This window comes from Pseudomonas sp. USTB-Z (assembly GCF_019691255.1).
GTDB classification, from domain to species: domain Bacteria; phylum Pseudomonadota; class Gammaproteobacteria; order Pseudomonadales; family Pseudomonadaceae; genus Aquipseudomonas; species Aquipseudomonas alloputida.
Genome location: NZ_JAECZP010000010.1, coordinates 107,072 through 133,348, shown reverse-complemented (window position 1 = coordinate 133,348; position 26,277 = coordinate 107,072). Strand labels below are relative to the sequence as shown.

The 26,277-nt window shown below is 62.3% G+C and carries 24 protein-coding genes, 1 tRNA gene and 1 pseudogene; 13 read left to right on the top strand and 13 right to left on the bottom strand.

Annotated elements, in window-relative coordinates:
* Position 1 precedes the first annotated feature (1 nt).
* Positions 2-700, top strand: a complete 699-nt coding sequence (locus I8746_RS14035) for an SDR family oxidoreductase (protein ID WP_014755326.1) — start codon at positions 2-4, stop codon at positions 698-700.
* A gap of 123 nt (positions 701-823) precedes the next feature.
* Here the strand turns inward: I8746_RS14035 and I8746_RS14030 are convergent, their stop codons facing one another.
* From I8746_RS14030 to hemA, 6 genes are all read right to left on the bottom strand, one after another.
* Positions 824-1,342, bottom strand: coding sequence for an acyloxyacyl hydrolase (locus tag I8746_RS14030; RefSeq protein WP_003247385.1), 519 nt, complete (start codon positions 1,340-1,342; stop codon positions 824-826).
* Positions 1,343-1,448: 106 nt separating this feature from the next.
* Positions 1,449-2,246: a glutamate racemase gene (murI, locus tag I8746_RS14025; RefSeq protein WP_014755325.1), complete on the bottom strand. Its 798-nt coding sequence runs from the start codon at positions 2,244-2,246 to the stop codon at positions 1,449-1,451.
* Positions 2,239-2,994: a molybdopterin-synthase adenylyltransferase MoeB gene (locus I8746_RS14020; protein WP_014755324.1), complete on the bottom strand. Its 756-nt coding sequence runs from the start codon at positions 2,992-2,994 to the stop codon at positions 2,239-2,241. The genes murI and I8746_RS14020 overlap by 8 nt, the downstream gene beginning before the upstream one ends.
* Positions 2,988-3,818: a peptide chain release factor N(5)-glutamine methyltransferase gene (gene prmC, locus I8746_RS14015; protein ID WP_004575885.1), complete on the bottom strand. Its 831-nt coding sequence runs from the start codon at positions 3,816-3,818 to the stop codon at positions 2,988-2,990. The genes I8746_RS14020 and prmC overlap by 7 nt, the downstream gene beginning before the upstream one ends.
* Entirely contained in the window at positions 3,818-4,900 is a 1,083-nt protein-coding gene (gene prfA / locus I8746_RS14010; RefSeq protein WP_003247392.1) for a peptide chain release factor 1, read from the bottom strand. Before prfA ends, prmC begins: the two co-directional genes overlap by 1 nt.
* On the bottom strand, positions 4,897-6,174 hold the full coding sequence (hemA, locus tag I8746_RS14005; protein WP_003247394.1) for a glutamyl-tRNA reductase: 1,278 nt from the start codon (positions 6,172-6,174) through the stop codon (positions 4,897-4,899). Before hemA ends, prfA begins: the two co-directional genes overlap by 4 nt.
* 690 nt (positions 6,175-6,864) lie before the next feature.
* On the opposite strand from hemA, the pseudogene I8746_RS27595 reads away from it, so the two are divergent.
* The 10 genes and pseudogenes from I8746_RS27595 to I8746_RS13960 form a co-directional block, all read left to right on the top strand.
* A pseudogene (locus I8746_RS27595) lies at positions 6,865-6,970 on the top strand (3-deoxy-7-phosphoheptulonate synthase); the annotation flags it as partial.
* An 870-nt stretch (positions 6,971-7,840) separates the two neighbouring features.
* Positions 7,841-9,562 carry a tetratricopeptide repeat protein gene (locus tag I8746_RS14000; RefSeq protein WP_012051182.1) on the top strand — a complete coding sequence of 574 codons (1,722 nt, stop codon included), beginning with the start codon at positions 7,841-7,843 and terminating at the stop codon, positions 9,560-9,562.
* Positions 9,563-9,566: 4 nt separating this feature from the next.
* On the top strand, positions 9,567-10,184 hold the full coding sequence (gene lolB / locus I8746_RS13995) for a lipoprotein insertase outer membrane protein LolB (protein ID WP_003247402.1): 618 nt from the start codon (positions 9,567-9,569) through the stop codon (positions 10,182-10,184).
* Positions 10,185-10,188: 4 nt separating this feature from the next.
* On the top strand, positions 10,189-11,049 hold the full coding sequence (gene ispE / locus I8746_RS13990; RefSeq protein WP_221100766.1) for a 4-(cytidine 5'-diphospho)-2-C-methyl-D-erythritol kinase: 861 nt from the start codon (positions 10,189-10,191) through the stop codon (positions 11,047-11,049).
* A 20-nt stretch (positions 11,050-11,069) separates the two neighbouring features.
* A tRNA-Gln gene (locus tag I8746_RS13985) sits at positions 11,070-11,144 on the top strand.
* Between the two features lie 48 nt (positions 11,145-11,192).
* Positions 11,193-12,134 (top strand): ribose-phosphate pyrophosphokinase, encoded by a 942-nt coding sequence (locus I8746_RS13980; protein ID WP_003247410.1) that lies wholly within the window; start codon positions 11,193-11,195, stop codon positions 12,132-12,134.
* A 118-nt stretch (positions 12,135-12,252) separates the two neighbouring features.
* Positions 12,253-12,846 (top strand): 50S ribosomal protein L25/general stress protein Ctc, encoded by a 594-nt coding sequence (locus I8746_RS13975; RefSeq protein ID WP_003247411.1) that lies wholly within the window; start codon positions 12,253-12,255, stop codon positions 12,844-12,846.
* 79 nt (positions 12,847-12,925) lie between these two features.
* A complete protein-coding gene (gene pth, locus I8746_RS13970) occupies positions 12,926-13,510 on the top strand; it encodes an aminoacyl-tRNA hydrolase (protein WP_003247413.1) in 585 nt (194 codons plus the stop codon).
* Between the two features lie 24 nt (positions 13,511-13,534).
* Positions 13,535-14,635 carry a redox-regulated ATPase YchF gene (gene ychF, locus I8746_RS13965; RefSeq protein ID WP_012051179.1) on the top strand — a complete coding sequence of 367 codons (1,101 nt, stop codon included), beginning with the start codon at positions 13,535-13,537 and terminating at the stop codon, positions 14,633-14,635.
* Between the two features lie 174 nt (positions 14,636-14,809).
* Positions 14,810-16,522 (top strand): SulP family inorganic anion transporter, encoded by a 1,713-nt coding sequence (locus tag I8746_RS13960; RefSeq protein WP_012051178.1) that lies wholly within the window; start codon positions 14,810-14,812, stop codon positions 16,520-16,522.
* 19 nt (positions 16,523-16,541) lie between these two features.
* Here I8746_RS13960 and I8746_RS13955 read toward each other — a convergent pair whose 3' ends face one another.
* The 7 genes from I8746_RS13955 to ycaC form a co-directional block, all read right to left on the bottom strand.
* On the bottom strand, positions 16,542-17,564 hold the full coding sequence (locus I8746_RS13955) for a DUF2955 domain-containing protein (protein WP_012051177.1): 1,023 nt from the start codon (positions 17,562-17,564) through the stop codon (positions 16,542-16,544).
* Positions 17,554-18,651 (bottom strand): HlyD family secretion protein, encoded by a 1,098-nt coding sequence (locus I8746_RS13950; protein ID WP_012051176.1) that lies wholly within the window; start codon positions 18,649-18,651, stop codon positions 17,554-17,556. The genes I8746_RS13955 and I8746_RS13950 overlap by 11 nt, the downstream gene beginning before the upstream one ends.
* Complete coding sequence (locus tag I8746_RS13945; protein ID WP_221100765.1) at positions 18,648-20,162, bottom strand: efflux transporter outer membrane subunit; 1,515 nt, start codon at positions 20,160-20,162, stop codon at positions 18,648-18,650. The genes I8746_RS13950 and I8746_RS13945 overlap by 4 nt, the downstream gene beginning before the upstream one ends.
* A 3-nt stretch (positions 20,163-20,165) precedes the next feature.
* Positions 20,166-21,263, bottom strand: coding sequence for an AI-2E family transporter (locus tag I8746_RS13940; RefSeq protein WP_003247421.1), 1,098 nt, complete (start codon positions 21,261-21,263; stop codon positions 20,166-20,168).
* A gap of 41 nt (positions 21,264-21,304) precedes the next feature.
* Positions 21,305-22,501, bottom strand: a complete 1,197-nt coding sequence (locus tag I8746_RS13935) for a monovalent cation:proton antiporter-2 (CPA2) family protein (RefSeq protein ID WP_012051174.1) — start codon at positions 22,499-22,501, stop codon at positions 21,305-21,307.
* Between the two features lie 36 nt (positions 22,502-22,537).
* Positions 22,538-23,353, bottom strand: coding sequence for a polyphosphate kinase 2 (ppk2, locus tag I8746_RS13930; RefSeq protein ID WP_012051173.1), 816 nt, complete (start codon positions 23,351-23,353; stop codon positions 22,538-22,540).
* Positions 23,354-23,459: 106 nt separating this feature from the next.
* Positions 23,460-24,080: an isochorismate family cysteine hydrolase YcaC gene (ycaC, locus tag I8746_RS13925; RefSeq protein WP_003247424.1), complete on the bottom strand. Its 621-nt coding sequence runs from the start codon at positions 24,078-24,080 to the stop codon at positions 23,460-23,462.
* A gap of 211 nt (positions 24,081-24,291) precedes the next feature.
* On the opposite strand from ycaC, the gene I8746_RS13920 reads away from it, so the two are divergent.
* Together I8746_RS13920 and I8746_RS13915 are read left to right on the top strand one after the other, a co-directional pair.
* The gene (locus I8746_RS13920) at positions 24,292-24,681 is read left to right on the top strand and encodes a nuclear transport factor 2 family protein (protein WP_004575697.1); all 390 of its coding nucleotides are present in this window, start codon (positions 24,292-24,294) and stop codon (positions 24,679-24,681) included.
* A gap of 92 nt (positions 24,682-24,773) precedes the next feature.
* Positions 24,774-26,273 (top strand): cytosine permease, encoded by a 1,500-nt coding sequence (locus tag I8746_RS13915; protein ID WP_192907557.1) that lies wholly within the window; start codon positions 24,774-24,776, stop codon positions 26,271-26,273.
* The last annotated feature ends 4 nt before the right edge of the window (positions 26,274-26,277 follow it).

Sequence of the window (26,277 nt, the reverse complement as noted above, 5' to 3'; positions counted from 1 at the left end):
CTTGATTAACTCACGCAGTTTCTGGGTTACGGGCGCAAGCAACGGACTTGGCTTGGCTTTGGTGGAGCGGATGCTCGATGAAGGACATCGCGTTGCCGCGAGTGGCAAGAATAGCGACGCACTGGATGCTTTGGGGGCACGCTACGGCAGCCAATTGTTGCGGTTGCCGTGGCAGTTGCATGAAGAACAACACGTCAGCCATGCGTGCCAACAAATTTGCCATGCCTGGTGTTCGCTGGACGGGCTGATCCTCAACACCGGCACCACCGATTACCTGCCAGACAATGCCAGTGACAGTGAGCTGATCGAAGCGATCGTCACTACCAACCAGCTGGCCGCAGAGCATTGCCTGAGCAAAGCGCTGCCGTTGCTGGAAAAGGGTCAGTCGCCGCAGGTGATGGCGCTTTTCAACCGCTATTCGGCGTTGCAGCTGTTTGCACCGACACAGGTGACTGCGGGCTGGAACAATTTGCCGCAATGGATGCGTGAGCAACGCAAGGCCCTTGAGGACCAAGGGGTAGCACTGACCATTGTAGGGCCACAATCGTTGAAGGTTACGCTAACGTCGGCACAGGCGATACCGGAGGCGTGGACGCCCGGCAGTGCCGCAGAGGAGTTGCTGCGGCGTTGGCCTCAGAGAGAACCCGAACTGATCCTGGAGACGCTGGACCTCAGTAGCCTGTGGCCGCTGGCGCGTTAACACCTGAAATCAGCATTACCGTCTTCGCGGGCAAGCCCGCTCCTGCAAATTACCCATACCTTGAGTGCTGTGGTATGCCGGCAGGAGCGGGCATTGCCCGCGAAGTGACGAGTGCAGGCGAACTCAGAGCGCCATTCTGTAATGCAGGCTGTAGCTTTCTACACCATCATTGGGCTCTTTGATGCCGGCATTGGAATAGTGAATCGCCCGCACCCCAATCTCATGCCCGCCGGCAAAGCGCAAACCAAAGCCGATGCGGTCCTCAAACTGGAAAGCCGAACCCAGCTCGTTGCTTTCCAGCTCGGTGCTGGAGAACGCCGCCACCCCGATGCCGGCTTCGATGTAAGGCTTCACCGACTCCCCGGCAAATTCATAGACGAACACCGGCGCGAAGGACAGGCTGTGATTGCTTGCGGTCTCGTCGCCATCCCAGTAGGTGTAGGCCCCATCCCAATAGCCGGTCAGCCGACCAACGCTGGTCTGCCACCAACTCGCATCCCAATTCGATTGCAGCCCTAGCCGGTAAACCATTGTCGAATCGCCGGTCTGCCCCACCGAAAACGAAACATCGGCAGCTTGTGCCGACATCGCTTGCCCCAAAACAAAGGCAGCAGCCGCTGCCAAGCCGAGCAGTTTCCTCATAAGAAACATCCTTCTTTCTGATGCTGTTGTTAGTGTCCGCCTCATCTCAGGCAAAGCGGTAGAAAGCAGAAGTGGAACGATAGTTCAGCCTTTTTTCACGTTTTTTTCACAACGCAAAGCTTTGCACATCGTCCGACTTATGCCACAGCACAGGTAGGATTTTTCTTAAGGCTTCTGGGTCAGCGCTTGTCCAGAAGCGTGCAGCGCCGGCCGGGCCTTCGGCCAAGAGATCACTGGCACCCAGCAGCCGTCGCAACTGACGCGCCACGGCCGCGCCGGTGTCGATGATGGCCACGTCATTCGGCACCATGCCGGCCAGCAATGGGCGAAGGAAAGGGTAATGGGTGCAGCCGAGGATCAGCGTATCGCAACCTGCTGCCAGCAGCGGCTGCACGTAACCTTGCAGCATCTGGCGCAACGCCGGACTTGCAAGGTCACCGGTTTCGATCAGTTCGACCAGCCCCGGGCAAGGCTGGGTAATAACCTGTACGTCGTTGGCGAAGCGGTCGAGCAAGGCTGCGAACTTGGCACTCTGTAGGGTACCGGTGGTGGCCAGCACGCCGACCACGCCCGAGCGTGTGGCTGCCGCTGCAGGCTTGACGGCCGGTTCCATGCCCACCAACGGCCAGGTCGGATACAACTCGCGCAGGTCGGCCACTGCCGCCACCGTGGCGGTGTTGCAGGCCAACACCATGGCCTTTGCGCCTTGCTCATGGAAGAATTCGGCAATGTGCCGGCAGCGCTCGCGGATATAGTCCGGCGACTTCTCACCGTAGGGTATATGCCCGCAGTCGGCCACATACAGCAACGTCTCGTTGGGCAGCAGGCGCTGGATCTCGGCCAGCACCGACAAACCGCCAACCCCCGAGTCCATGACGCCGACCGGCGCCGAGCGCTCAGCCATCGCGCTTGCCACAGACCGTGCACGCCGGGTCGCGCTTGACACGAAGCTCGCGGATACGGGTGCCGAGGGCATCGATCAACAGCAAGCGGCCGACCAACGGCTCACCGAAGCCAGCCAGCAGCTTCATCGCCTCCAGCGCCTGCAGGCTACCCACCAGCCCCACCAGCGGGCCAATGACGCCAGCTTCGCTGCAGGTCAGTTCGGCTTCGCTACCATGCCCGTACAGGCAGTGGTAGCACGGGCTGTAGTCGCGCCGCGGGTCGAACACCGACAGTTGACCCTCCAGACGGATTGCCGCTCCGCTGACCAGCGGCTTGCCGGCGGCGACACAGGCAGCGTTGACCGCCTCGCGGGTAGAGAAATTGTCGGAGCAGTCCAGTACCAGGTCGACTGCCGCCACCGCAGCCGTCAGCGAGTCCTCGTCCAGTGCCTGGCGGTGAGCAACCAGGCTGACTTCCGGGTTGATTGCCTGCAAGCGCTGCAAGGCAGAGTCGACCTTGCTCATGCCGACGCTGGCACTGTCGTGGATGACCTGGCGTTGCAGGTTGGTCAGGTCGACGGTGTCGAAGTCGGCCAGATGCAGCTCACCCACGCCAGCGGCGGCCAGGTACAGGGCGACTGGCGAGCCCAGGCCACCCAGCCCGATGATCAGCGCTTTGCTCTGCTTGAGCCGCAGCTGGCCATCGATGTCGATCTGGGACAGCAGCACCTGGCGGCTGTAACGCAGCAGTTCCTGATCACTCAGCATGGCAGTCGCCCCAGGGTAATGCGTTCATGGCCGCCCAGGTCCGTGCGGCTGGCCACCTCGATAAAGCCATGTTCAGCCAGCAGAGCACGTACCGCTGCCGCCTGATCGTAGCCATGTTCCAGCAGCAGCCAACCACCTGGCAACAAGTGCGCGGGGGCCTGGGCGGCGATCACGCGAAGGTCGTCCAGGCCATCGGCACCGGCCACCAGGGCACTGCTGGGCTCAAAGCGCACGTCGCCGGCCACCAGGTGCGGGTCTTCAGCGGCGATGTAGGGCGGGTTGCTGACAATGAGGTCGAAACGCTCCCCGGCCAGGCTGTCGAACCAGTGGCTTAGCCGTACCCGAGCGTTGGCCAGGCCTAACCGCTGGCGGTTGCGCTCGGCGAGGGCAGCAGCCTCCTCCACCCGGTCAACCGCTGTCACCTGCCAGGCCGGGCGTTCGCTGGCCAGCGCCAGAGCGATGGCCCCCGTACCCGTACCCAGGTCGAGAACCTTGGCTGGCGAAGCGGGTTGCAGCTCAAGCGCCGTCTCGACCAGCAGTTCGGTATCCGGCCGCGGGATCAGGGTATGCGGCGCAACCTCCAGGTCGATCTTCCAGAAGCCCTGCAGCCCAAGGATATAGGCCACTGGCTCGCCGCCACGGCGGCGCTGCAGGTAGCCGGCATAGGTCTCGGCATCTTCGCTGCTGACAATACGCTCGGGCCAGGTATGCAGGTAGCTGCGCGATTTACCGATGGCCGCAGCCAGCAGCAGTTCGGCATCCAGGCGCTCAGTGGGCGATTCAGGCAACTGCGCGTTGCGCAACAGGCTGGCGATGACAGTCATCAGTCCCCCAAGGCGGCCAGTTGATCGGCCTGGTATTCGGCCAGCAGCGGTTCGATCACCGCGTCTACGCCACCGCTGAGGATGTCGTCCAACGAATACAAGGTCAGGTTGATGCGGTGGTCGGTCACCCGCCCCTGTGGATAATTGTAGGTGCGGATGCGCTCGGAGCGGTCACCGGACCCCACCAGCAGCTTGCGCTCACTGGCAATGGCGTTCTGCGCGGCACTGGTCTGCATGTCGTTCAGCTTGGCCGACAGCCAGGACATGGCGCGGGCGCGGTTCTTGTGCTGCGAGCGCTCCTCCTGGCATTCGACCACGATACCGGTGGGCAAGTGGGTGATACGGATCGCCGAATCGGTCTTGTTGACGTGCTGGCCGCCGGCACCGGAGGCACGGTAGGTGTCCACGCGCAAGTCGGCCGGGTTGATTTCGATGGCGGCCTGCTCGTCCGGCTCGGGGAGCACCGCCACCGTGCACGCGGAAGTGTGGACACGGCCTTGGGACTCGGTCTCGGGCACACGCTGAACCCGGTGTGCACCGGACTCGAACTTGAGCTTGCCGTAGACATTCTCGCCCTCGACGCGGGCAATGATTTCCTTGTAGCCGCCGTGCTCGCCTTCGTTCTCGGACAAGATCTCCAGGCGCCAGCCGCGCTTTTCGGCGTAGCGCGAATACATGCGGAACAGGTCACCAGAGAAGATGGCTGCCTCGTCGCCACCCGTACCGGCGCGGATTTCCAGAAACACGTTGCGACCGTCGTTGGGGTCTTTGGGCAGCAGCATGCGCTGCAGCTGCGCCTCCAGCGTCAGCAGTTGCTCCTTGGCTTCACGCACCTCTTCCACGGCCATTTCACGCAGGTCCGGGTCACTGTCCTTGAGCAGCGCCTGGGCACCTTCGAGGTCATCCTGGACTTTGCGCCACTCTTTATAAGCAGCGTAGACCGGCTCTACCTCGGCATACTCGCGGGAGTAGGCGCGAAAACGCGTCTGGTCGGAAATAACCTCGGCGTCACCGAGCAGGGCGGTGAGTTCTTCGAAACGGTCCTGGAGGATTTCCAGTTTGTTCAGCAGCGACGCTTTCATTGCGGGGATTTGTCCGTGGAGCCCTCGTTGAGGGCAAAGAGTTCCTGGGCCATGGCCAGCGCATCAAGGCGGCCCTCGGCCGAGAGCTTTTTCAGCTGCACGCTGGGCGCATGCAGGAGTTTGTTGGTCAGGCCCCGGGCCAGCTGGGCCAGCACGTCTTCGGGGTTGCCGCCATTGGCCAGCAGGCGCAGGGCCTTTTGCAGTTCTTCGTCGCGAAGGCGCTCACTTTGCTGGCGATAGGCCCTGAGCACGTCCACCGCAGCCAGTTCGCGCAGGCGCAGCATGAAGTCTTCGGCGCCCACGGATACCAGCTCTTCGGCCGCCTGGGCCGCGCCCTGGCGGCTCTTGAGATTTTCCGCCACTACATCGTGCAGGTCGTCGACGGTGTACAGGTAGACATCATCCAGCTCGCCGACTTCGGTTTCGATATCGCGAGGTACAGCGATGTCGACCATGAAGATCGGCTTGTGTCGGCGCTGTTTCAGTGCGCTCTCGACCGCGCCCTTGCCCAGGATCGGCAACTGGCTGGCGGTGGAACTGATCACGATGTCACTGTTGGCCAGTTCCTGGGGGATGTCTGCCAGCAGCACGGCATGCGCACCGAACTGCTCGGCCAGGATGCTGGCGCGCTCCAGGGTGCGGTTGGCCACCACGATACGGCGTACGCCCTGCTCGTGCAGGTGGCGGGCGACCAGGGTGATGGTTTCGCCGGCACCGATCAGCAGGGCCTGGCTGCGGCCCAGGTCGGCGAAAATCTGCTTGGCCAGGCTGACCGCGGCGAACGCAACCGAAACCGGGTTTTCACCGATGGCCGTATCGGTACGCACCTGCTTGGCGGCGCTGAAGGTGGCCTGGAACAGGCGCCCAAGCAACGGCCCGACGGTACCGGCTTCGCGGGCCACGGCGTAGGCGGACTTCATCTGGCCCAGGATCTGAGGCTCGCCGAGAACCAGCGAGTCCAGGCCCGAGGCCACGCGCATCATGTGCTTCACGGCCTCGTGCTCTTCATGCACGTAGGCGCTGGCGCGCAACTCGTCGAGGCTGAGGCGGTGATAGTCGGCCAGCCACTGCAGCACGGCGTCGGCGGACAGGTGGTCCTGCTCTATATAGAGCTCACTGCGGTTGCAGGTCGACAGGATCGCCGCCTCGCGGCTGGACGTCAGTCGGCAGAGCTGCTGCAGGGCGTCTACCAGCTGCTCTGGGGTAAACGCCACGCGCTCGCGTACGTCTACCGAGGCAGTCTTATGGTTGATACCAAGTGCAAGAAAGGCCATGCAAGGTCGCTGGTTGTGACGGGAAGCCGATAATTGTCCTCTTTCGCAGGTTTCAGGACAACCACCGTTCGCTATTGTGCTGATAGTCCTGCGGCTATCGCCGCTCGCGGGCCAGCATCAACGTTGATTTCAGGTTTCACTCCCGCTTTTGATCTGCTTCTGATCTTCGCGACTTCAGGAGGCCGAACGCAGTCCTTGCCAGTTAAAGACTGTTACCTATGTGCGTGAACTGATTTGTAACCCATGTGGGTGAGCCATACCGGCGAAAAGGTGAGTCAGCGTCGCCATCGCAAATGGACGGTTCGCCGAGTCAAAACAGACGAGTTTGCTTCTTGCTTCTTGCTTCTTGGATGTGAGCATCCACATTAAATAGGTATTCATTCGCGAAGGTGGCGCGTAGTCACCTTTCCGCCCTTACGGCGGGTTACTTTGGTCGTGGCCAAAGTAACCAAAGCCGTCGGCTCCCATCATCCGGCCCCTACGCTACGCTCCGGGGTCCCCTCGCTCCGGGCTTGCTCCCGGGAGGACCGCGCTGCAGGCCCCATCCTGGGGCCCAGCGCTTGACGGGCATCCATGCCCGTCACCTCCCTCCGCAAGCCCTGCGCTCGGCCTCCTGAAGTCGCAATCTGCGTCGCCTGGACTACCGCGCGCTTAGAAGCAAAAGCCAAAGCAAGAGCAAGAGCAACGACGTTCTTCCAGGTACACCAGGCCGAGGGCAGCCATGCCGGCGTATCCTTATCCAGATGACTGGGCAGAACCTCACCGAATGCATCGGCGGTGCCGGCCGATCACCGAATTCGCTTCTCGCTTTTGATCTTGCTTCTAAGTGCGCGGTAGGCCAGGCGACGCAGATTGCGACTTCAGGAGGCCGAGTGGAGGCATTGCGGAGGGAGATGACGGGCATGGATGCCCGTCAAGCGCTGAGGCCCCATGGATGGGGCCTGCAGCGCGTGCTCCCGGGAGCAAGGCCGGAGCGAGGGGACCCCGGAGCGCAGCGTAGGGGCCGGATGATGGGAGCCGACGGTTTTTGGTCCCTTTTTGCCACGACAAAAAGGGACCCGCCGTAAGGGCGGAAAGGTGAGTCGGCGTCGCCATCGCAAACGGACTGTACGCCCGATCAGAACCAGCGCTTAAGCTTTTGAGCTTTTGAGCTTTTGAGCTTTTGAGCTTTTGAGCTTTTGAGCTTTTGAGCTTTTGAGCTTTTGAGCTTTTGAGCTTTTGAGCTTTTGGGCCTTTGGGTTGTGCGCTTTCACGGGGCAGGCCCAACATTCATTCACGATGTAGGCGCCTATTCACCTTTCCGCCCTTCCGGCGGGTTACTTTGGTCGTGGCCAAAGTAACCAAAACCGTCGGCTCCCATCATCCGGCCCCTACGCTCCGCTCCGGGGTCCCCTCGCTCCGGGCTAGCTCCCGGGAGGACCGCGCTCGGCCTCCTGAAGTCGCAATCTGCGTCGCCTGAACTATCGCGCGCTTAGAAGCAGAAGCAGAAGCAGAAGCAGAACAACAGCACGAACGCTGGGCATCGTGGCCAGCCTGGGGCGAACCCTGCGCGCGCAGTGCGGTCTGCATAGGCTAAGCGTAGCTTCATACCTTCGCAGGTGGGTTTGCCTACGCGCTTGTGTCATCATGCTCCGACCGCCGGTGAGTCCTCCTAATAAGCCTTTCTATGAACAAACCATACGCATTGCTGCTTGCCTTCGCCCTGCTCCAGGGCTGCCAGAGCCTGGCCCCGCAAAAGGCCGAGCCTCCCGTCGCCGAAGCTGGCAAGGCAGAGGCGGAAAAGCCCGTGGTGTATGGTTCGTTCAAGCAGGACACACTCTATAGCCTGTTGGTGGCAGAGCTGGCCGGCCAGCGCAACCGTTTCGACATCGCCCTGGCCAACTACACCGATCAGGCAGCAAAAACCCAGGACCCAGCAGTTTCCGAGCGCGCCTACCGCATTGCCGAGTACCTCGGCGCCGACGAGCCGTCACTGGAGAATGCACTGGTCTGGGCGCGCAACGACCCGCAGAACCTCGACGCCCAGCGCGCCGCCGCCATCCAGCTGGCCCGCGCCGGCCGCTATGACGAGTCCATGGCCTACATGGAAAAGGTACTGCAGGGCCAGGGCGACACCCACTTCGACTTCCTCGCCCTGTCCGCAGCCGAAACCGATCAGAGCACCCGCGACGGCCTGCTACACAGTTTCGAACGCCTGCTGGTGAAATACCCCGACAACGGCCAGCTGATATTCGGCAAGGCCCTGCTGCTGAACCAGGACGGCAAGACCGAAGAAGCCCTGGAACTGCTTGAGTCGCACCCGGCACAAAACGGCGAAGTCGCCCCGATCCTGCTGCGCGCCCGTCTGCTACAGGCCCTGGACCGTGGTCCAGAGGCCCTGCCACTGCTGCGCGGGGCGATTCGCGACAACCCGGACGACAAACGCCTGCGCCTCACCTACGCTCGCACCCTGGTCGAACAGGACCGTATTGCCGATGCCAAAGGCGAGTTCATCAGTCTGGTCCAGCAATACCCCGATGATGACGAATTGCGCTACTCGCTGGCGCTGGTGTGCCTGGAGAACAAAGACTGGGATGAAGCCGAAGGCTACTTGCAGGAGCTGATCGAGCGCGACAGCTACGTTGACGCCGCGCACCTGAACCTGGGCCGCATCCACGAGGAGCGCCACGACCCTGCTGGCGCTCTGGATGAATACGCCCTGGTCGGCCCAGGCCCAGACTACCTGCCGGCACAGCTGCGCCAGGCCGACATCCTGATCGCCAACGGCCGCGGCAGCGATGCCTCGCGCCTGCTCGCCGAAGCGCGCGAAGCCCAGCCAGACTACGCCATCCAGCTATTCCTGATCGAATCGGAAAGCTACAGCAACAACAACAAGGACGCCCAGGCCAATCAGGTGCTGCAGCAAGCCATCCAGCGCTACCCGGACGACCTCAACCTGCTTTACACCCGCGCCATGCTGGCCGAGAAGCGCAACGATTTGACGCAGATGGAAAAAGACCTGCGCGCCATCATCGCCCGCGAGCCAGAAAACGCCATGGCCCTGAACGCCCTGGGCTACACCCTGGCCGACCGCACCACCCGCTATGCCGAAGCCAAGGCGCTGATCGACAAGGCCCACCAATTGACCCCCGATGACCCGGCAGTGCTCGACAGCCTGGGTTGGGTCAACTATCGCCTGGGCAACCTCGACGTCGCTGAAACCTACCTGCGCCAGGCCTTTGCCAACTTCCCCGACCACGAAGTGGCCGCCCACCTGGGCGAAGTACTGTGGGCCAACGGCAAGCGCCGCGAAGCTCGCCATGTATGGGCCAAGGGCTTCGAGGCCCAGGCCGACAGCCCTATCCTGCGCAAGACCCTTTTGCGCCTGACCGGATCCGAGACTCTTTAACGCCATGTTCCTGCGCCATTGCATCACCTTTACCATGATCGCCCTGCTGGCCGGCTGTGCCGGCTTCGGTAGCCGCGAGGCCCTGCAGGGCCACGGCGACCCGCAGCAGTGGCGCGCCCACAAAGCGCAGCTGAGCAGCCTCGATGGCTGGCAGATCAACGGCAAGGTCGGTATCCGTGCCCCGCGCGATTCCGGCAGCGGCACGCTGTTCTGGCTGCAACGTCAGGACTATTACGACATTCGCCTGGCCGGCCCGCTGGGCCGTGGTGCCGCACGCCTTACCGGCCGCCCAGGTGGCGTGGTGCTGGAAGTGGCCAACCAGGGCCGCTACGAAGCCACCAGCCCAGAAGCCCTGCTGGAAGAGCAACTGGGCTGGCAACTGCCGGTTTCGCACCTGGTCTGGTGGGTGCGCGGCCTGCCCGCCCCCGACAGCAAGAGCAAGCTGACCCTGGATGGCGACAGCCGCCTGGCCAGCCTCGACCAGGATGGCTGGCAGGTGCAGTACCTGAGCTACACCGAACAGAACGGCTACTGGTTGCCCGAGCGCCTGAAGCTGCACGGCAAGGACCTGGACGTGACCCTGGTGGTCAAGGACTGGCAGCCGCGCCAGCTGGGGCATTGATCGCATGCAAAAGCTCACCCTGCCCGCCCCGGCCAAGCTCAACCTGTGGCTGCACATCATCGGCCGCCGCGCAGACGGTTACCACGAACTGGAAACGGTGTTTCAGTTTCTAGACCATGGCGACGAATTGAGTTTTGCCCTGCGTGACGATGGCGTGATCCGCTTGCACACCGAGATCGAGTCCGTCCCCCACGACAGCAACCTGATCGTACGGGCCGCGCGCATGCTGCAAGCACAATCGGGCACCACGCTTGGCGCCGACATCTGGCTGACCAAGGTACTGCCCATGGGCGGAGGTATCGGCGGTGGCAGCTCGGACGCCGCGACCACTTTGCTGGCCCTGGCCCACCTGTGGCAACTGGACTGGGACGAAGACCGCCTGGCCGCACTGGGCCTGAGCCTGGGCGCCGATGTGCCGGTGTTCGTACGCGGCCACGCAGCATTCGCGCAAGGCGTAGGCGAACAACTGACCCCGGTCGACCCGACCGAACCCTGGTATGTCGTGCTGGTGCCGCAAGTGTCTGTCAGCACAGTAGAAATTTTTTCACATCCACAGTTGACACGTGATTCTCTCCCCCTTAAGATGCGCCCCGTTCCCGAGGGAAACAGTCGAAATGACTGCCAACCGGTGGTAGAGCAGAATTACCCAGAAGTTCGCAATGCGTTGAATTCACTGGGAAAATTCACTGAGGCTCGACTAACCGGCACTGGAAGTTGTGTGTTTGGGGCCTTCCCAAGCAAAGCCGAAGCTGATAAAGTTCTGGCCCTTCTTTCAGCGACCCAAACAGGGTTTGTGGCGAAAGGAAGCAATATTTCGATGTTGCATCGCAAGCTGCAAAGTCTGGTCAAGAAGTCGAGCGCATGAGCGTTCGCAGCAACAGATACAGGGGCGTCGCCAAGCGGTAAGGCAGCAGGTTTTGATCCTGCCATGCGTTGGTTCGAATCCAGCCGCCCCTGCCATTTTCCTTATACTCATCCAGGTATACCCTCAGCCTTCAGGTACTGCGCGTGTCCAAGATGATGGTCTTTACGGGGAACGCTAACCCCGATCTGGCTCGGCGTGTCGTACGTCAGCTGCATATCCCTCTCGGTGACGTCTCTGTCGGTAAATTCTCCGACGGCGAGATCAGTACTGAGATCAATGAAAATGTTCGCGGTAAAGACGTTTTCATTATTCAGCCGACCTGCGCCCCGACCAACGATAACCTGATGGAACTGGTAGTGATGGCCGACGCCTTCCGCCGCTCCTCAGCATCCCGAATCACCGCCGTGATTCCCTACTTCGGATATGCCCGCCAGGACCGCCGTCCGCGTTCGGCACGTGTAGCCATCAGCGCCAAAGTCGTTGCTGACATGCTCACTGTCGTAGGTATCGACCGTGTACTCACCGTCGACCTGCACGCTGACCAGATCCAAGGCTTCTTCGATATCCCCGTCGACAACATCTACGGCTCGCCCGTACTGGTTGACGACATCGAAGACCAGCGTTTCGAGAACCTGATGATCGTCTCCCCGGACATCGGTGGTGTCGTGCGCGCACGCGCTGTCGCCAAGTCCCTGGGCGTCGATCTGGGTATCATCGACAAACGCCGCGAAAAGGCTAACCACTCCGAGGTTATGCACATCATCGGCGACGTCGAAGGGCGCACCTGCATCCTGGTAGACGACATGGTCGACACCGCAGGCACCCTGTGCCACGCGGCCAAAGCCCTGAAAGAGCACGGCGCTGCCAAGGTTTACGCCTATTGCACGCACCCTGTCCTGTCGGGCCGCGCCATCGAGAACATCGAGAAGTCGGTACTGGACGAGCTGGTGGTGACCAACACCGTTCCGCTGTCCGCCGCTGCTCAAGCCTGTGATCGTATCCGCCAGCTGGATATCGCACCGGTTGTCGCTGAAGCGGTACGCCGCATCAGCAACGAAGAATCGATCAGCGCGATGTTCCGCTAAGCGGGACACGTGTTGATGTGAAGCGCCCCGCCCCAACCTGTGTTGGGGCGGGGCTTTTTTGCCATCCCCGTTGGCGCTGGTCGCAAACGCCCTCGGGGGGCTATTTTGGAGAAACAAAATGACTGATTTTATTCTGAACGCCCAAGCGCGTACTGACCTGGGGAAAGGTGCGAGCCGCCGCCTGCGTCACTCGCTGAGCATCCCAGCCGTTGTCTACGGTGGCGATAAAGAAGCTCAATCCCTGACCATCCTGGCCAAGGAAATCACCAAGCTGTTCGAAAACGAAGCTGCCTTCAGCCACGTTATCGAACTGAACGTTGACGGTGTTAAGCAGAACGTCATCATCAAGGCCATGCAGCGCCACCCAGCCAAGCAGTTCATCATGCACGCTGACTTCGTTCGCGTCGTTGCTGGCCAGAAGCTGACCGCCAAGGTTCCGGTTCACTTCATCAACGAAGAAGCCCCGGTCAAGAAAGGCGGCGAGATCTCCCACGTTGAGTCCGAGATCGAAGTTTCCTGCGAAGCCAAAGACCTGCCTGAGTTCATCGAAGTTGACCTGGGCAACGCCGAAATCGGCACCATCATCCACCTGTCGGACCTGAAAGCTCCGAAAGGCGTAGAGTTCGTCGCTCTGGCCCACGGTGATGACAAAGCTGTTGCCAACGTTCACGCTCCACGCGTTGCTCCAGAAGCAGAAGGCGCTGCCGAGTAATCCACTCGCACGCCGGCGTTGATCGGGTTACAGTGCCGCGCGCACTGTAACCCACCAACTCCAAGGAAGAGCCCCTGACGTGACCGCCATCCAGTTGATCGTTGGCCTGGGTAACCCCGGCCCCGAATACGAACAGACCCGGCATAACGCAGGGGCTCTTTTCGTTGAACGCCTTGCCAGCGCCCAGCGTGTTTCGCTGACCGCTGACAAAAAGTATTTCGGCCTGACGGCTAAATTCAGCCATCAGGGCAACGACGTTCGTTTGTTGATCCCCACCACCTACATGAACCGCAGCGGCCAGTCCGTAGCGGCCTTGGCCAATTTCTTCCGCATCAAGCCGGAAGCGATACTGGTGGCACACGACGAACTCGATCTGCCCCCGGGCGTTGCCAAGCTCAAGCGCGGCGGCGGCCATGGTGGGCACAACGGCCTGCGCGACATCATCGCGCAGCTCGGCAACCAGAACGACTTCCACCGCCTGCGGCTTGGCATCGGCCACCCGGGTGACGCCAAACTGGTATCCAACTTCGTCCTGGGCCGCGCGCCGCGCGCCGAGCAGGAGAAGCTCGACGCCAGCATCGATTTTGCCCTCGGCGTGCTGCCGGACGTGCTTGCCGGCGATTTCGCCAAGGCGATGCGCGAGCTGCACAGCCAGAAGGCCTGATTTCCTTTAGAGAGGGGAATACCCATGGGTTTCAATTGCGGCATCGTCGGCCTGCCCAACGTCGGCAAGTCCACCCTGTTCAACGCCCTGACCAAGTCTGGCATCGCGGCGGAGAATTTCCCTTTCTGCACCATCGAGCCGAACAGCGGCATCGTGCCTATGCCCGACGCTCGCCTGGCTGCGCTGGCTGAAATCGTCAAGCCAAACCGCATCCTGCCGACCACCATGGAATTCGTCGACATCGCCGGCCTGGTTGCCGGTGCCTCGAAAGGCGAAGGCCTGGGCAACAAGTTCCTCGCCAACATCCGCGAGACCGACGCCATTGCCCACGTGGTGCGCTGCTTCGAAGACGAGAACGTGATCCACGTTTCCAACAGCGTCGACCCCAAGCGTGACATCGAGATCATCGACCTCGAACTGATCTTCGCCGACCTCGACAGCTGCGAAAAGCAACTGCAGAAGGTAGCGCGCAACGCCAAGGGTGGCGACAAGGATGCCCTGGCGCAGAAGGCCATTCTGGAAAAGCTGATCCCGCACTTCACCGAAGGCAAGCCTGCGCGCAGCCTGATGAAGAACATGGCTGAGGACGAAAAGGCCCTGATCCGTGGCTTCCACCTGCTGACCAGCAAGCCGGTGATGTACATCGCCAACGTCGCTGAAGACGGCTTCGAGAACAACCCGCACCTGGACGTGGTCAAGGCCATTGCCGAGGAAGAAGGCGCGGTAGTGGTGCCGGTGTGCAACAAGATCGAAGCAGAAATCGCCGAGCTGGATGACGGTGAAGAGAAAGACATGTTCCTGGAGGCCCTGGGCCTTGAAGAGCCTGGCCTGAACCGCGTGATCCGCGCCGGTTACGAGCTGCTGAACCTGCAGACCTACTTCACTGCCGGCGTGCAGGAAGTACGCGCCTGGACCGTTCGCGTCGGAGCCACTGCCCCGCAGGCAGCCGGCGTTATCCACACCGACTTCGAAAAAGGCTTCATCCGCGCTGAAGTGGTGGCCTATGACGACTTCATCCAGTTCAAGGGTGAAGCCGGTGCCAAGGAAGCCGGTAAGTGGCGTCTGGAAGGCAAGGATTACATCGTCAAAGACGGCGACGTGATGCACTTCCGCTTCAACGTCTAAGCGGTAACCTGCAGCACACACAAACCCCTTGAGGCTTGCGCTTCAAGGGGTTTTGTTTTGCCCGGACATGCGCCCTGTGCAGGGGCGGCCTTGTGTCGCAACGGGCCACAAAGCGGGCCCCGCCCCCAGCATCTAAGCTGAGGTTCAGCGCCCTTCTCGCCCAGAGCCGACACCATGCCCCACCCCACTCGTTTCGACTGGCAACGCTGGTTACCCGGCCTGGTCACCCTGCTCCACTACAAGGCAGCCTGGCTACCCAAGGACATCGCCGCCGGCCTGGTGCTCACCACCATGCTGGTGCCTGTGGGCATCGCCTACGCCGAGGCTTCCGGCGTCCCCGGCATCTATGGCCTGTACGCCACCATCATCCCCCTGCTGGCCTATGCCCTGTTCGGTCCCAGCCGTATCCTGGTGCTGGGCCCGGACTCGGCGCTGGCCGCGCCTATCCTGGCGGTGGTGGTGCAATACGCGGCCAGCGACCCACAGCGGGCGATCGCCATCGCCAGTATGATGGCCTTGGTCGCCGGGGCGTTCTGTGTGATTGCCGGGCTGCTGCGCCTGGGCTTTATCACCGAGTTGCTGTCCAAGCCCATCCGCTATGGGTACATGAACGGCATCGCCCTGACCGTATTGATCAGCCAGTTGCCCAAGCTGTTCGGCATCAAAGTCGACAGCGAAGGGCCCTTGCGCGACCTTTGGTCCTTGGGCCAGGCGCTATACGCCGGCCAAGGGCACTGGCCAAGCTTTGTCGTGGGTGCCGGTAGCCTGGCGCTGATTCTGCTGCTCAAACCGTTCAAGCGCCTGCCGGGCATCCTGATCGCCGTGGTACTGGCGACGCTGGCAGTGAGCGTGTTCAACCTCAATCAGATGGGCGTCAAGGTACTCGGGCAACTGCCCCAGGGCCTGCCCGGCTTCGTCTTCCCCTGGGTCAGCGACATTGACCTGGTCGAGGTGCTACTGGGCGGGATTGCAGTGGCGCTGGTGTCGTTCGCCGACACCAGTGTGCTGTCACGCTCCTATGCCGCGCGCCTCAAGATGCGGGTAAACCCCAACCAGGAAATGTTCGGCCTGGGCGTGGCCAACCTGGCCTCGGGGCTGTTCCAGGGCATACCAATCAGCAGCAGTTCGTCGCGTACCCCAGTGGCCGAAGCTGCCGGCTCGCAGACCCAGCTCACCGGCATCATCGGCGCCCTGGCGGTAACCCTGTTGCTGCTGGTAGCGCCCAATCTGATGCAGCACCTGCCCAACAGCGCTTTGGCTGCGGTGGTGATTGCCGCTGCACTGGGGCTGTTCGAGTTTGCCGACCTCAAGCGTATCTTCCGCATGCAGCAGTGGGAGTTCTGGCTGTCGTTCACCTGCTTTGTCGGCGTGGCAGTGTTCGGTGCCATTCCCGGTATCTGCATTGCCGTGGTGGTGTCGGTGATCGAGTTCCTGTGGGACGGCTGGCGGCCGCACCACGCGGTGCTTGGCCGGGCGGATGGGCTGCGCGGTTACCATGACATGCAGCGTTATCCACAGGCCCGGCGTATTCCAGGGCTGGTGCTGCTGCGCTGGGACGCGCCGTTGTTCTTTGCCAACGCCGAGCAGTTCCAGAACACAGTGATGGCGGCGGTAGACGCGTCGCCAACGCCGGTGCAACGGGTGGTAATTGCCGCTGAGCCTGTGACCAGTATCGATATCACTTCGGCGGACATGCTGGCCGAGCTGGACCGGGCATTGGAGGCGCGGGGGGTGGAGTTGCAGTTCGCCGAAATGAAGGACCCGGTGAAGGACAAGATGCGGCAGTTCGAGTTGTTCGAGCATATGGGGGAAAAGGCCTTTCATCCAACGGTGGGCGCAGCGGTGGATGCCTATCTGGAAGAGAGTGGGGTTGATTGGCAGCCCTGAATGGCCTGGGGGAGCGGGCTTAACTGCGAAGAAGCCCGCGCCGACTCCGAAGCCGGTCAATCCAGATCAACATGGCGCTGGCATACACCGACACCGCCAGAAACAGCGCCATACGCACCGCAAATGCCTTGTACACATCCTGCCCACCTGCACTGTCCTGCACCGACTGCCCCAGCAAGATCAACAGGGTCGTCAGGCAACTGACCCAGTACGCCGGGCTCTGCCGGCTCGGCACCGCCTGGTACAGGCGCCGAGCCTGCCAGAGGGCGAACAGCAGTACCCACAAAAAGAACATCCACAGGTGAACGAACAGGCTCAGCGCTACCCACAGCACTATCGCCAACACCCCGGCAAGCACGGTTGAACCGATCAGCTCGCGGCTGGCGTGCCGCGCGCGGGTTTCACCGGCTTGTTGCCCCACGCTCACGGCCTTCATGATCAACGGCATGTACTGGTCAGGGGCGATCAATGCCAGCAGAAAGGCCGGCATCACGATCAACGTGGCACGCAGCGCCACCCAGCTGACATGCTCGCTGCCCAGCAGCGGCGGTACCGGCGGTGCTGGCGCATTGGCAGGTTCGGGGAACAACCTGTGCGCCACTGACGTGCCCAGCACTGCCAGCAGCATGCCTTTGGCCAGCGCTTCAACCACCGACAATGCCAGGGTGAAGTCACTGGTGCCGGCAGCGGCGATCATGGTCAGGCCGACCACCAGCAGGTTGGCCAGCAGGCCGTTGCCACCCTTCAGCGCATAGCGCAAGGTCAGGAAAACACCCACCCCGACCAGTAACACCCCGGCCAACGGAGCATGGCGCAACAGCGGAATCAGCAGCAACCCGCTGCCGCAAGCGAGCAGCACCAATAACGCCAGGGCCGGTGCCGCACGCAGGGGCAATGGCTGACTGCGCATGGCCAGCAACAGCACCGCAAACACCGGCGCCAGGATCGGCACCGGCAAGCCGATACCAAAGCTCACCGCCAGGCACAACGCCACACCCCAGGCCAGGCGCAGCGCCCGCAAGCGGCGCCATTCAATAGGCATACGACAGCCAGCTCATCAGCCACATGAACAACCGGCCCAGCAGGTTCAGTGGGTTGCCTTCGCTGGGCAGGGCCATGACCTCGGCCTGACCACCGACCCGCAGCGCGGTCTTGTCCTGAAGCTGGTCGCGCTCCAGCTCCACAATAACCGGGAAACGCTGCGCCGAACGCAGCCACTCGCGGCTATTCTGCACGGTCGGCAGCGTACCCGGCGGCGTGCTCTGGCCCACGCTTACGCCATAGCCAATGCTGCGTATACGCCCTTTCAACACGGTGCCCGGTAGCGCATCGAGCACCACCAGCACCGGGGTTTCAGGACGCAAGCGACCGAGGTTGTTCTCGGTCATGTCCGCACTTATCCACACATCATGGATACTGATCAGGGTCATCATCGGGCTGCCCGCCCCGACATAGTGGCCAACGTCTGTGCGCAGGTCGGTGATCAACCCGTTCGCGTCGGCACGCACGACGGTACGGGCAAGGTCCAGGCGGGCCTTTTCCACATTGGCCGCAGCACTGCGCAGCTGGGCGTTGTCTTCCTGTGCCCCGCCCTGCTGCTCACGGGCGCGCTCTACCTCTGCGCGGGCTGCCGCCACTTGGCTGATGGCCTGGTCGCGGGTGGCCTGGGCGCCTTCCAGGCGGCGCACCGACACCGTACCGGGGTCCTCGTCAATCAGCCGTTTGAGGCGCTCGGCGTCCTGGCGCGCCTTACGTTCGTTGGCCTGGGCGGCCACCAGCGCTGCCTGCGCCGAATCGATGCCGGCGGTACTGGCGCCGATCTGCCGGCGCACGGTATCGAGGTCGGCTTCGGCACGGGCCAAGGCAATGCGGTACTGCTCCTGATCGAGTTCGAACAGCACATCGCCCTGGCGCACCTCCTGGTTGTTGCCTACGGCCACACGCTTGATCTGCCCGGCCACTTCGGCGGCCACCGGGACCACGTAAGCCTGCAGGCGAGCTTGCTGGGTGTACGGCGTATAGCGGTCAGCCAGCAAGTACCAGAGCAGGCTGACGGCAATCAGCAGCAGCACCCAGCGCATGCCGCGATCCGGGGCTGACGGGGGCGGCGTGGGCGTGGCGTCGCTCATTCGGTTTCACCTTGTGCATGCGCGGTGGGGGCTGGCTCGTCGAGCAACTCGCCCCAGTCGGTGCGTTGCTGCATTTGCTGGCGGGTCGCCGGGTCGATCGGCGCGCGGCTGGCGTCCCAACCACCACCCAGGGCCTTGTACAACGTCACCAGGCTGCTGACCGCGTTGCCACGGCTGACCAGGTAACCGTCCTGTTGCTGCAACAGCAGTTGCTGAGCATCGAGCACCCGTTGAAAATCAGCGAAGCCTTCGCGGTATTGCGAGCTGGCCAGATTCAGCGAGCGCTGCGCAGCCTGAGAGGCCTGCTCGCGAATGGTTGCACTCTGCAGCGAGCGCACCAGCCCGCTGGCAGCATCGTCGGCCTCACGGGCGGCTTCGCGCACGCCCTGCTGGTACAACTCGATCAGTTGCTGCAAGCGGGCATCTTCCACGCGTACGGTGTTCTTGCGCCGGCCATAGTCGAACGGGTTCCAGATCAGGCTTGGGCCAGCCACCAGGTCGAAGGTGTCAGGCAGATGATTGGCCGATAGAAAGGTCCAGCCGATACTGCCAAGCAAGCTCAGCTGTGGATAAAGATCGGCCTCGGCCACCCCGACCAGCGCCGACTGCGCCGCCACTGCCTGCTCGGCGGCACGGATGTCCGGGCGGCGCTGCAGCAGGCTGGCCGGTACATCCTGCAACACTGCCCGGTCTGGCAAGGGCAGTTGGCCATGGCCGGCCGCCAGCTGCGGCAGCGGCCCAGGCGGGCGGCCGAGCAGCGAACACAGCACATTGCGCAGGGCATTGAGCTGGTTCTCGAACTCGGGAATGGTGGCCTGGGTCGCCAGGTATTGAGTACGCGCCTGCTGCCAGTCGAGTTCGTCATTTTCACCGTGGCGGAACAACCGCTCGGTGATCTCCAGGCTACGCGCCTGGCGCTTGGCGTTCTCTTGTGCAATAGCCAGCCGCGCTTCGGCAGTGCGCAGGGCAAAGTAGGTGTCGGCCACCTGCGCACGTAGCAGCAGCATGGCATCGGCGTAGTTGGCCTGGGAGGCGAAATAGACGGCATCGGCGCTTTCGATGGCGCGACTGAAGCGGCCCCAGAAGTCAATTTCCCAGCCGATGTCGAAGCCCACGCTGGATTGCCAGAACACCGAATCACGGGCCGAAGGCGTACCAGACTGATCCTGCTTCAGGTACAGGCTTTGCGCGCTCAGTTGCTGCAGCTGCGGATAACGCCCGGTCTGCACGATGGCCAACTGGGCACGGGCTTCAGCGATACGCAGGCCAGCCACGCGCAGGTTGGTGTTGTTGGCGTCGGCCTCGGCTATCAGCGCGTCCAGCGTTGGGTCGGCAAACACTGCCCACCACTGGCGCAGGTCGGGCGCCGCCGCGCTGCGCCCGGCCTGCTCCAGCATTGGCGTGCTCCAGCCGCCCAACCACGGCGTTTGGGGCTTTTCATAATCCGGGCCGACCTGGGTGCAACCGGCCAGCACCATCAGCAGCCCCAGGCCACAGCAACGGTTGGGCATGGCTCAGGCGGCAGGTGGTGCCGGTTGCTCCGGCACCTGCAGCGCAACCCATTGCCAGAACAACACGTAGGCCACGCCAAGGATTACCGGGCCGATGAACAAGCCGATGATGCCTTTGACCACCATCCCGCCCAATGCGCCGATCAGTACCACCGGCATTGGTACATCGACCCCGCGCCCCAGCAGCAGCGGCTTGAGCACGTTGTCGGCAAGGCCGGCGACAAAGGTGTAGACGGCAAAAATGATGGTCGCCACCGTGAAGCCTTCGGCGTTGAACACATAAATGATCACCGGCAAGGTCACCAGCGTCGCCGGGGCCTGTGCAATGCCCAGCATGAGGATGACGATGGCCAGCATCCCGGCACCGGGAACCCCTTTGACGATAAAACCAACACCGATCAGCAGCATCTGGATGAAGGCAATGCCAATCACCCCTTGTGCCACCGCGCGAATGGTAGCCGTACACAGCGTGGCCAGGGGTTTACCGCGCTCTGCGCCTGAAACCCGCATGGCGATGCGCTGGGCAGCGATTTCACCGCGTTCACCGAAGGCCATGATGACCCCGGAAATGATGATTGCGCCGATGAACAGAAGGAAAGCCCCACCGGCGCTGGCCGCAGCGCCCAGCACCGTTAGCCCGGCCCCCTTGATCTGGGGCATCCACTGATTCAGCACACTGGCCATGTTTTCGGAGGCCGCCAACCACAGCGCATGCACCTTCGGCCCGATCAGTGGCCAGGTCGCCACGGAATCAGGCGGGACCGGCACGCTCCAGGCGCCGCTCTTGAGTAGCGTCACCAGGCTGTCCACCGATTCGCCAATCGACATCATCACCAGGTAGATAGGCACCAGCAGCAGCACCAGAACCAGTAGCACCACCAGCGTCGCCACATAGCCTTGCTTGAGCCCGGTGCGGCGCTGGATACGGCAATGCAACGGGTACAACGTAACCGCCAGGATCACCGCCCACATCATCAACTCCAGGAACGGCTGAAACACCTGGAAAGCGAAGATCACCAAGGCTGCCACCAGACCGGCCTTGATGAGCACATCGAGCAAGCCCCGCGAAAGGGCGCTGTCCAGCTTGAAACTCGACTGCATGATTTCACCTCCCGATACTCAATGCGCCAGCAAGGCGCAATTCACTGCCCCGTTTCAGGGGATGCCTGTACAGGGCTGTCATCGCGCAGCTGCCGCGCCAGGGCCATCATGACCAAGGGCACCACCGCCATCGACAAGGTGATGGCCAGCACCAGCAGGTCGTGTACCTGTTGGGTGAGTACCTGGTGCTCCAGCGCCAGCTTGAACACCACGAAGGCAAACTCGCCGCCCGAAGCCAGCACTACGCCCAGGCATAACGCCTGGGCCTGGTTGAGCCCACCGACCGTATGCCCCAGGCCATACAGCAAGGGCAGCTTGATGGCCACCAGCAGCATGGTGAGGCCCAGCACCATCAGCGGCATGCCGAACAGCAGGCGCAGGTCGGCACTCATACCTACGCCAACGAAGAACAATCCAAGCAGCAGGCCTTTGATCGGCTCGATCTGGGTTTCCAGTTCGTGGCGGAACGGCGACTCGGCCATCAGCACACCGGCCAGAAACGCACCCAGCGCCATCGACACACCCACATGCTCCATCAACCAAGCGGTGCCCAGCACGACCAGCAAGGCCGTGGCGGTCGACAGCTCAGGCAGGCCCGAACCCACCGTCCACTTGAATATCGGGGTCAGCAGATAACGGCCAAAAACAATCAGCACACCAATGCCGACAGCTACAGCTAACAAAGGCCAGGCACCTTCGTCAGCAGTGCTGACATCGCCACCGAGCAGCGGCACCACGGCAATCAAGGGAATGGCGGCAATGTCCTGGAACAGCAGGATGGCCACGGCCAGGCGGCCATGGGGTTTGCCCAGGTCCTTGCGCTCGGCCAGTACCTGCAAGCCAAAGGCGGTGGACGACAGCGCCAGGCCCAGCCCCAGCACGATGGCGGCGGGTTTCGATTGGTCGAACAGCCAGAATGCCAGTAGCCCAAGCAGCACGGCGGTCAGCCCCACTTGCAAACTGCCGACGCCAAATAGCGCCCGGCGCATGGTCCACAGGCGCTTTGGGGACAACTCCAGGCCAATCACGAACAACAGCATGACCACGCCCATTTCCGACAGCCGCGCCACGTTGTCCGGGTTGCCGAGCAGGCCAAACACCGACGGACCAATCAAGATACCCGCCAAGAGATAGCCCGGTACTGCGCCCATTTTCAGACGCTGCGCCAGCGGTACCAGAAGCACCACAGCCAGAAGGAATACTACCGTCGCCTGCAACAGGCTGCCGTCATGTGGCATGAGCTCGTACCTTCGCAGCGCCCTGCAGGGAGGGGTTCAGAAACGTTCTTCGACGAACTTGAACGGGTAGGCGACCGCCTTGTACTTGCCGATCTTGCCGCGTTTGGGCAGCTTCACGTGCTGGTCGCGGGTTATATCCTTGTAGGGAATACGGCTGAGCAGATGGCTGATGATATTCAGCCGGGCGCGACGTTTGTCGTTGGAGTTGGCCATGAACCACGGCGCCCAAGCGGTATCCGACGCCTGGAACATTTCGTCACGCGCTTGGGTGTATTCATCCCAGCGGCTATACGACTTGAGGTCCATCGGTGACAACTTCCACAGCTTGCGGCCGTCGTTGATGCGATCCTGCAGGCGCCGGGTCTGCTCATCGGCGCTGACTTCAAGCCAGTACTTGATGAGGATGATCCCTGAATCGACCATGACCCTTTCGAACCCGGGTACTCCGGTCAGAAACTTGTCCACTTGCTCGCCAGAGCAAAAGCCCATTACCCGCTCAACGCCCGCACGGTTGTACCAACTGCGATCGAAGATCACCACTTCACCCGCCGCAGGCAGATGGCCCAGGTAACGCTGCACGTACATCTGGGTCTTTTCCCGCTCGGTCGGTGCGGGCAGCGCCACTACACGAAACACCCGCGGGCTGACACGCTCGGTAATGGCCTTGATGGTGCCACCCTTGCCGGCGCCATCGCGGCCTTCGAAGACAATGCATACCTTCAGGCCCTTGGCGACCACCCACTCCTGTAGCTTCACCAACTCTACATGCAGGTTCTTGAGCGCTTTTTCGTACGCCTTACCGCCCAGCTTTTCTGGCTGTTTTTTGAAGGGCTTCCTGGACGGCTTCGACATGACACGCTCCTGAAGGCGAATGAAGAGTGAGTATGGTCGATTAATGCCAGTTTGCCGCTTCGCTTGCAGATTGATGTGGGGGCTGTCGTGCAGCCCCCGGGAGGCACTATTTGGCCAGCTTGTTGTAACTGGTCATCAGGTTGCGGTAGTCCGGGATATGGTTGGAGAACAGGGTACCCAGCCCTTCGATGTCGTTGCGCCAGTCACGGTGCAGTTCGCAGGCCACACCGAACCAGGTCATCAGCTGCGCCCCGGCAGCCTCCATGCGTCGCCAGGCCGAATCACGGGTCAGTTCGTTGAACGTGCCAGAGGCGTCGGTGACGACGAATACCTCGAAGCCCTCCTCCAACGCCGACAGGGCCGGGAAAGCCACGCATACTTCAGTGACCACGCCAGCAATCAGCAGCTGTTTCTTGCCGGTGGCTTTTACCGCTTTGACGAAATCCTCGTTGTCCCAGGCGTTGATGTTGCCCGGGCGTGCAATGTAGGGGGCATCAGGGAACTGCTCTTTCAGCTCCGGCACCAGCGGGCCGTTGGGCCCCGTCTCGAAGCTGGTGGTGAGGATGGTCGGCAGCTTGAAGTATTTGGCCAGGTCAGACAGGGCCAAGACGTTGTTCTTGAAGCGGTCGGGGTCGATGTCCCTTACCAGCGAGAGCAAGCCGGTCTGGTGGTCGACCAGCAGTACGGCTGCGTTGTTCTTGTCCAGACGCTTGTATTGGAAGGTCACAGTGGATCTCCTTGCTTCAGCGGGTTGGGAATATCAGCGTAGGCAAGGATAGAGGGTGGGAGAGACCGTCAGTCGGCTTGCCTGTACTGCCATGTGCCCCATCAGTTCACAAATTCCTGAACTGATTATTTGCCGCCAGCGATTTTTCCCCTCGCCAACCGCCACCAGAATCGCTTCACCACAATCACAAAAAAACCGTGAGGCCACTCCCGTGGACCAGACACTCCAAGTGCGGCAAGCCGCCGCCGACCTCGTCGCGGCGTTCGCCAGCAACGACACCGCCCGCTATTTCGCCTGCTTCAGCGAAGACGCCACCTTTCTGTTCCACACCTTGCCGTATCCGCTGCTGTCGCGTCGCGCCTATGAAGAGCTGTGGGCCCAGTGGCAGGCCGAGGGCTTCACCGTGCTTGCCTGCGAATCGGGCAACGCCCATGTAAGCCTGCAAGGCGACGTGGCTGTTTTCATGCACGATGTGGCCACGCGTATCCGCATCGGCGGTGAAGAGCACCCGTTGAGCGAGCGCGAGACCATTGTCTTCCGCCGCCATGGTGACCAGTGGCTGGCCTGCCACGAGCACCTGTCGGTCGTAACACCGGCCTGATCACCCTTTACGCGGCGCTGCCGCCCTGCCATCGCACCCACAAAAAGGCCCGCGCACTGCGCGGGCTACAACAACCGCGCTGGAGCACCACCATGAGCCACTCGACCGGTATCGAGACCAACGGCGTCGAACAGATCCCCGCCGATCAACGCGACGCCTCCCCGCTAGACCTGTTCCGCCTGATCTTCGGCGGTGCCAATACCTTCGCTACCGCCGTACTGGGCAGCTTCCCGGTGCTTTTCGGGTTGTCATTCCAGGCGGGTGTGTGGGCGATTCTGCTTGGCGTTGGCATCGGCGCGCTGATCCTTGCACCGATGGGGCTGTTTGGCGCGCTTAACGGCACCAACAACGCTGTTTCATCGGGCGCGCACTTTGGCGTACACGGGCGCATCGTCGGCTCGTTCCTGTCGCTGCTTACGGCGGTGGCGTTTTTCTCGCTCTCGGTGTGGAGCTCGGGCGATGCGTTGGTCGGTGGTGCCAAGCGCCTGGCCGGCCTGCCAGAGACCGACCTGACCCTGGGGCTGGCCTATGGTTTGTTCGCGGTGCTGGTCCTGGTGGTCTGCATCTTTGGCTTCCGCTTCATGCTGTGGGTCAACAAGATTGCCGTGTGGGCCTCGAGCCTGCTGTTCCTGCTGGGCATCGTCGCCTTTGCCGGGCCCTTCGATGCCGGTTACGCAGGCAGCGTCAACCTTGGCCAGGCAGGCTTCTGGGCTGCGTTCGTCGGCGCGGCGATCCTGGCCATGAGCAACCCGGTGTCGTTTGGCGCCTTCCTGGGTGACTGGTCGCGCTACATTCCACGCGAAACCCCCAAGGCACGCATCATGCTGGCAGTGATCGCGGCACAGGGGGCGACGCTGATTCCGTTCCTGTTCGGCCTGTGTACGGCCACCCTGGTCGCCACCCAGGCGCCGGACTACATTGCCGCCAACAACTATGTCGGCGGCCTGCTGGCAGTTGCCCCTAGCTGGTTCTTCCTGCCGGTGTGCCTGATTGCGGTGATCGGCGGCATGTCCACCGGCACCACCGCGCTGTATGGCACCGGCCTGGACATGTCCAGCGTGTTCCCGCGCCTGCTCAGCCGTGCTGGCGCTACGCTGCTGATCGGCGTGCTGGCGATTGGCTTCATCTTCATTGGCCGCTTCACCTTCAACCTCGTGCAGAGCGTATCGACCTTTGCCGTGCTGATCATTACCTGCACCAGCCCGTGGATGGTGATCATGATCCTTGGCCTGATTACCCGCCGCGGCTTCTACCACGCCGACGACCTGCAGGTATTCACCCGCGGCCAGCGTGGTGGCCACTACTGGTTCCTGCACGGCTGGAACTGGCGCGGCATGGGAGCGTGGATCCCCAGCGCGGCGGTCGGCCTGTGCTTCGTCAACCTGCCGGGGCAGTTCGTCGGCCCACTGGGTGACCTGGCGGGCGGCATCGACCTGAGCCTGCCGGTCACGCTGGGGCTGGCTGGCGTGCTGTACCTGCTGTTGCTCAACCTGTTCCCTGAACCTGCTGGCGTGTATGGCCCCTTGGGCCCGCGATGGGTGCGTTGCAAAAGCACCGCGCATACGCCTGTGACCACTGCCAAGATGGCCTGACTGG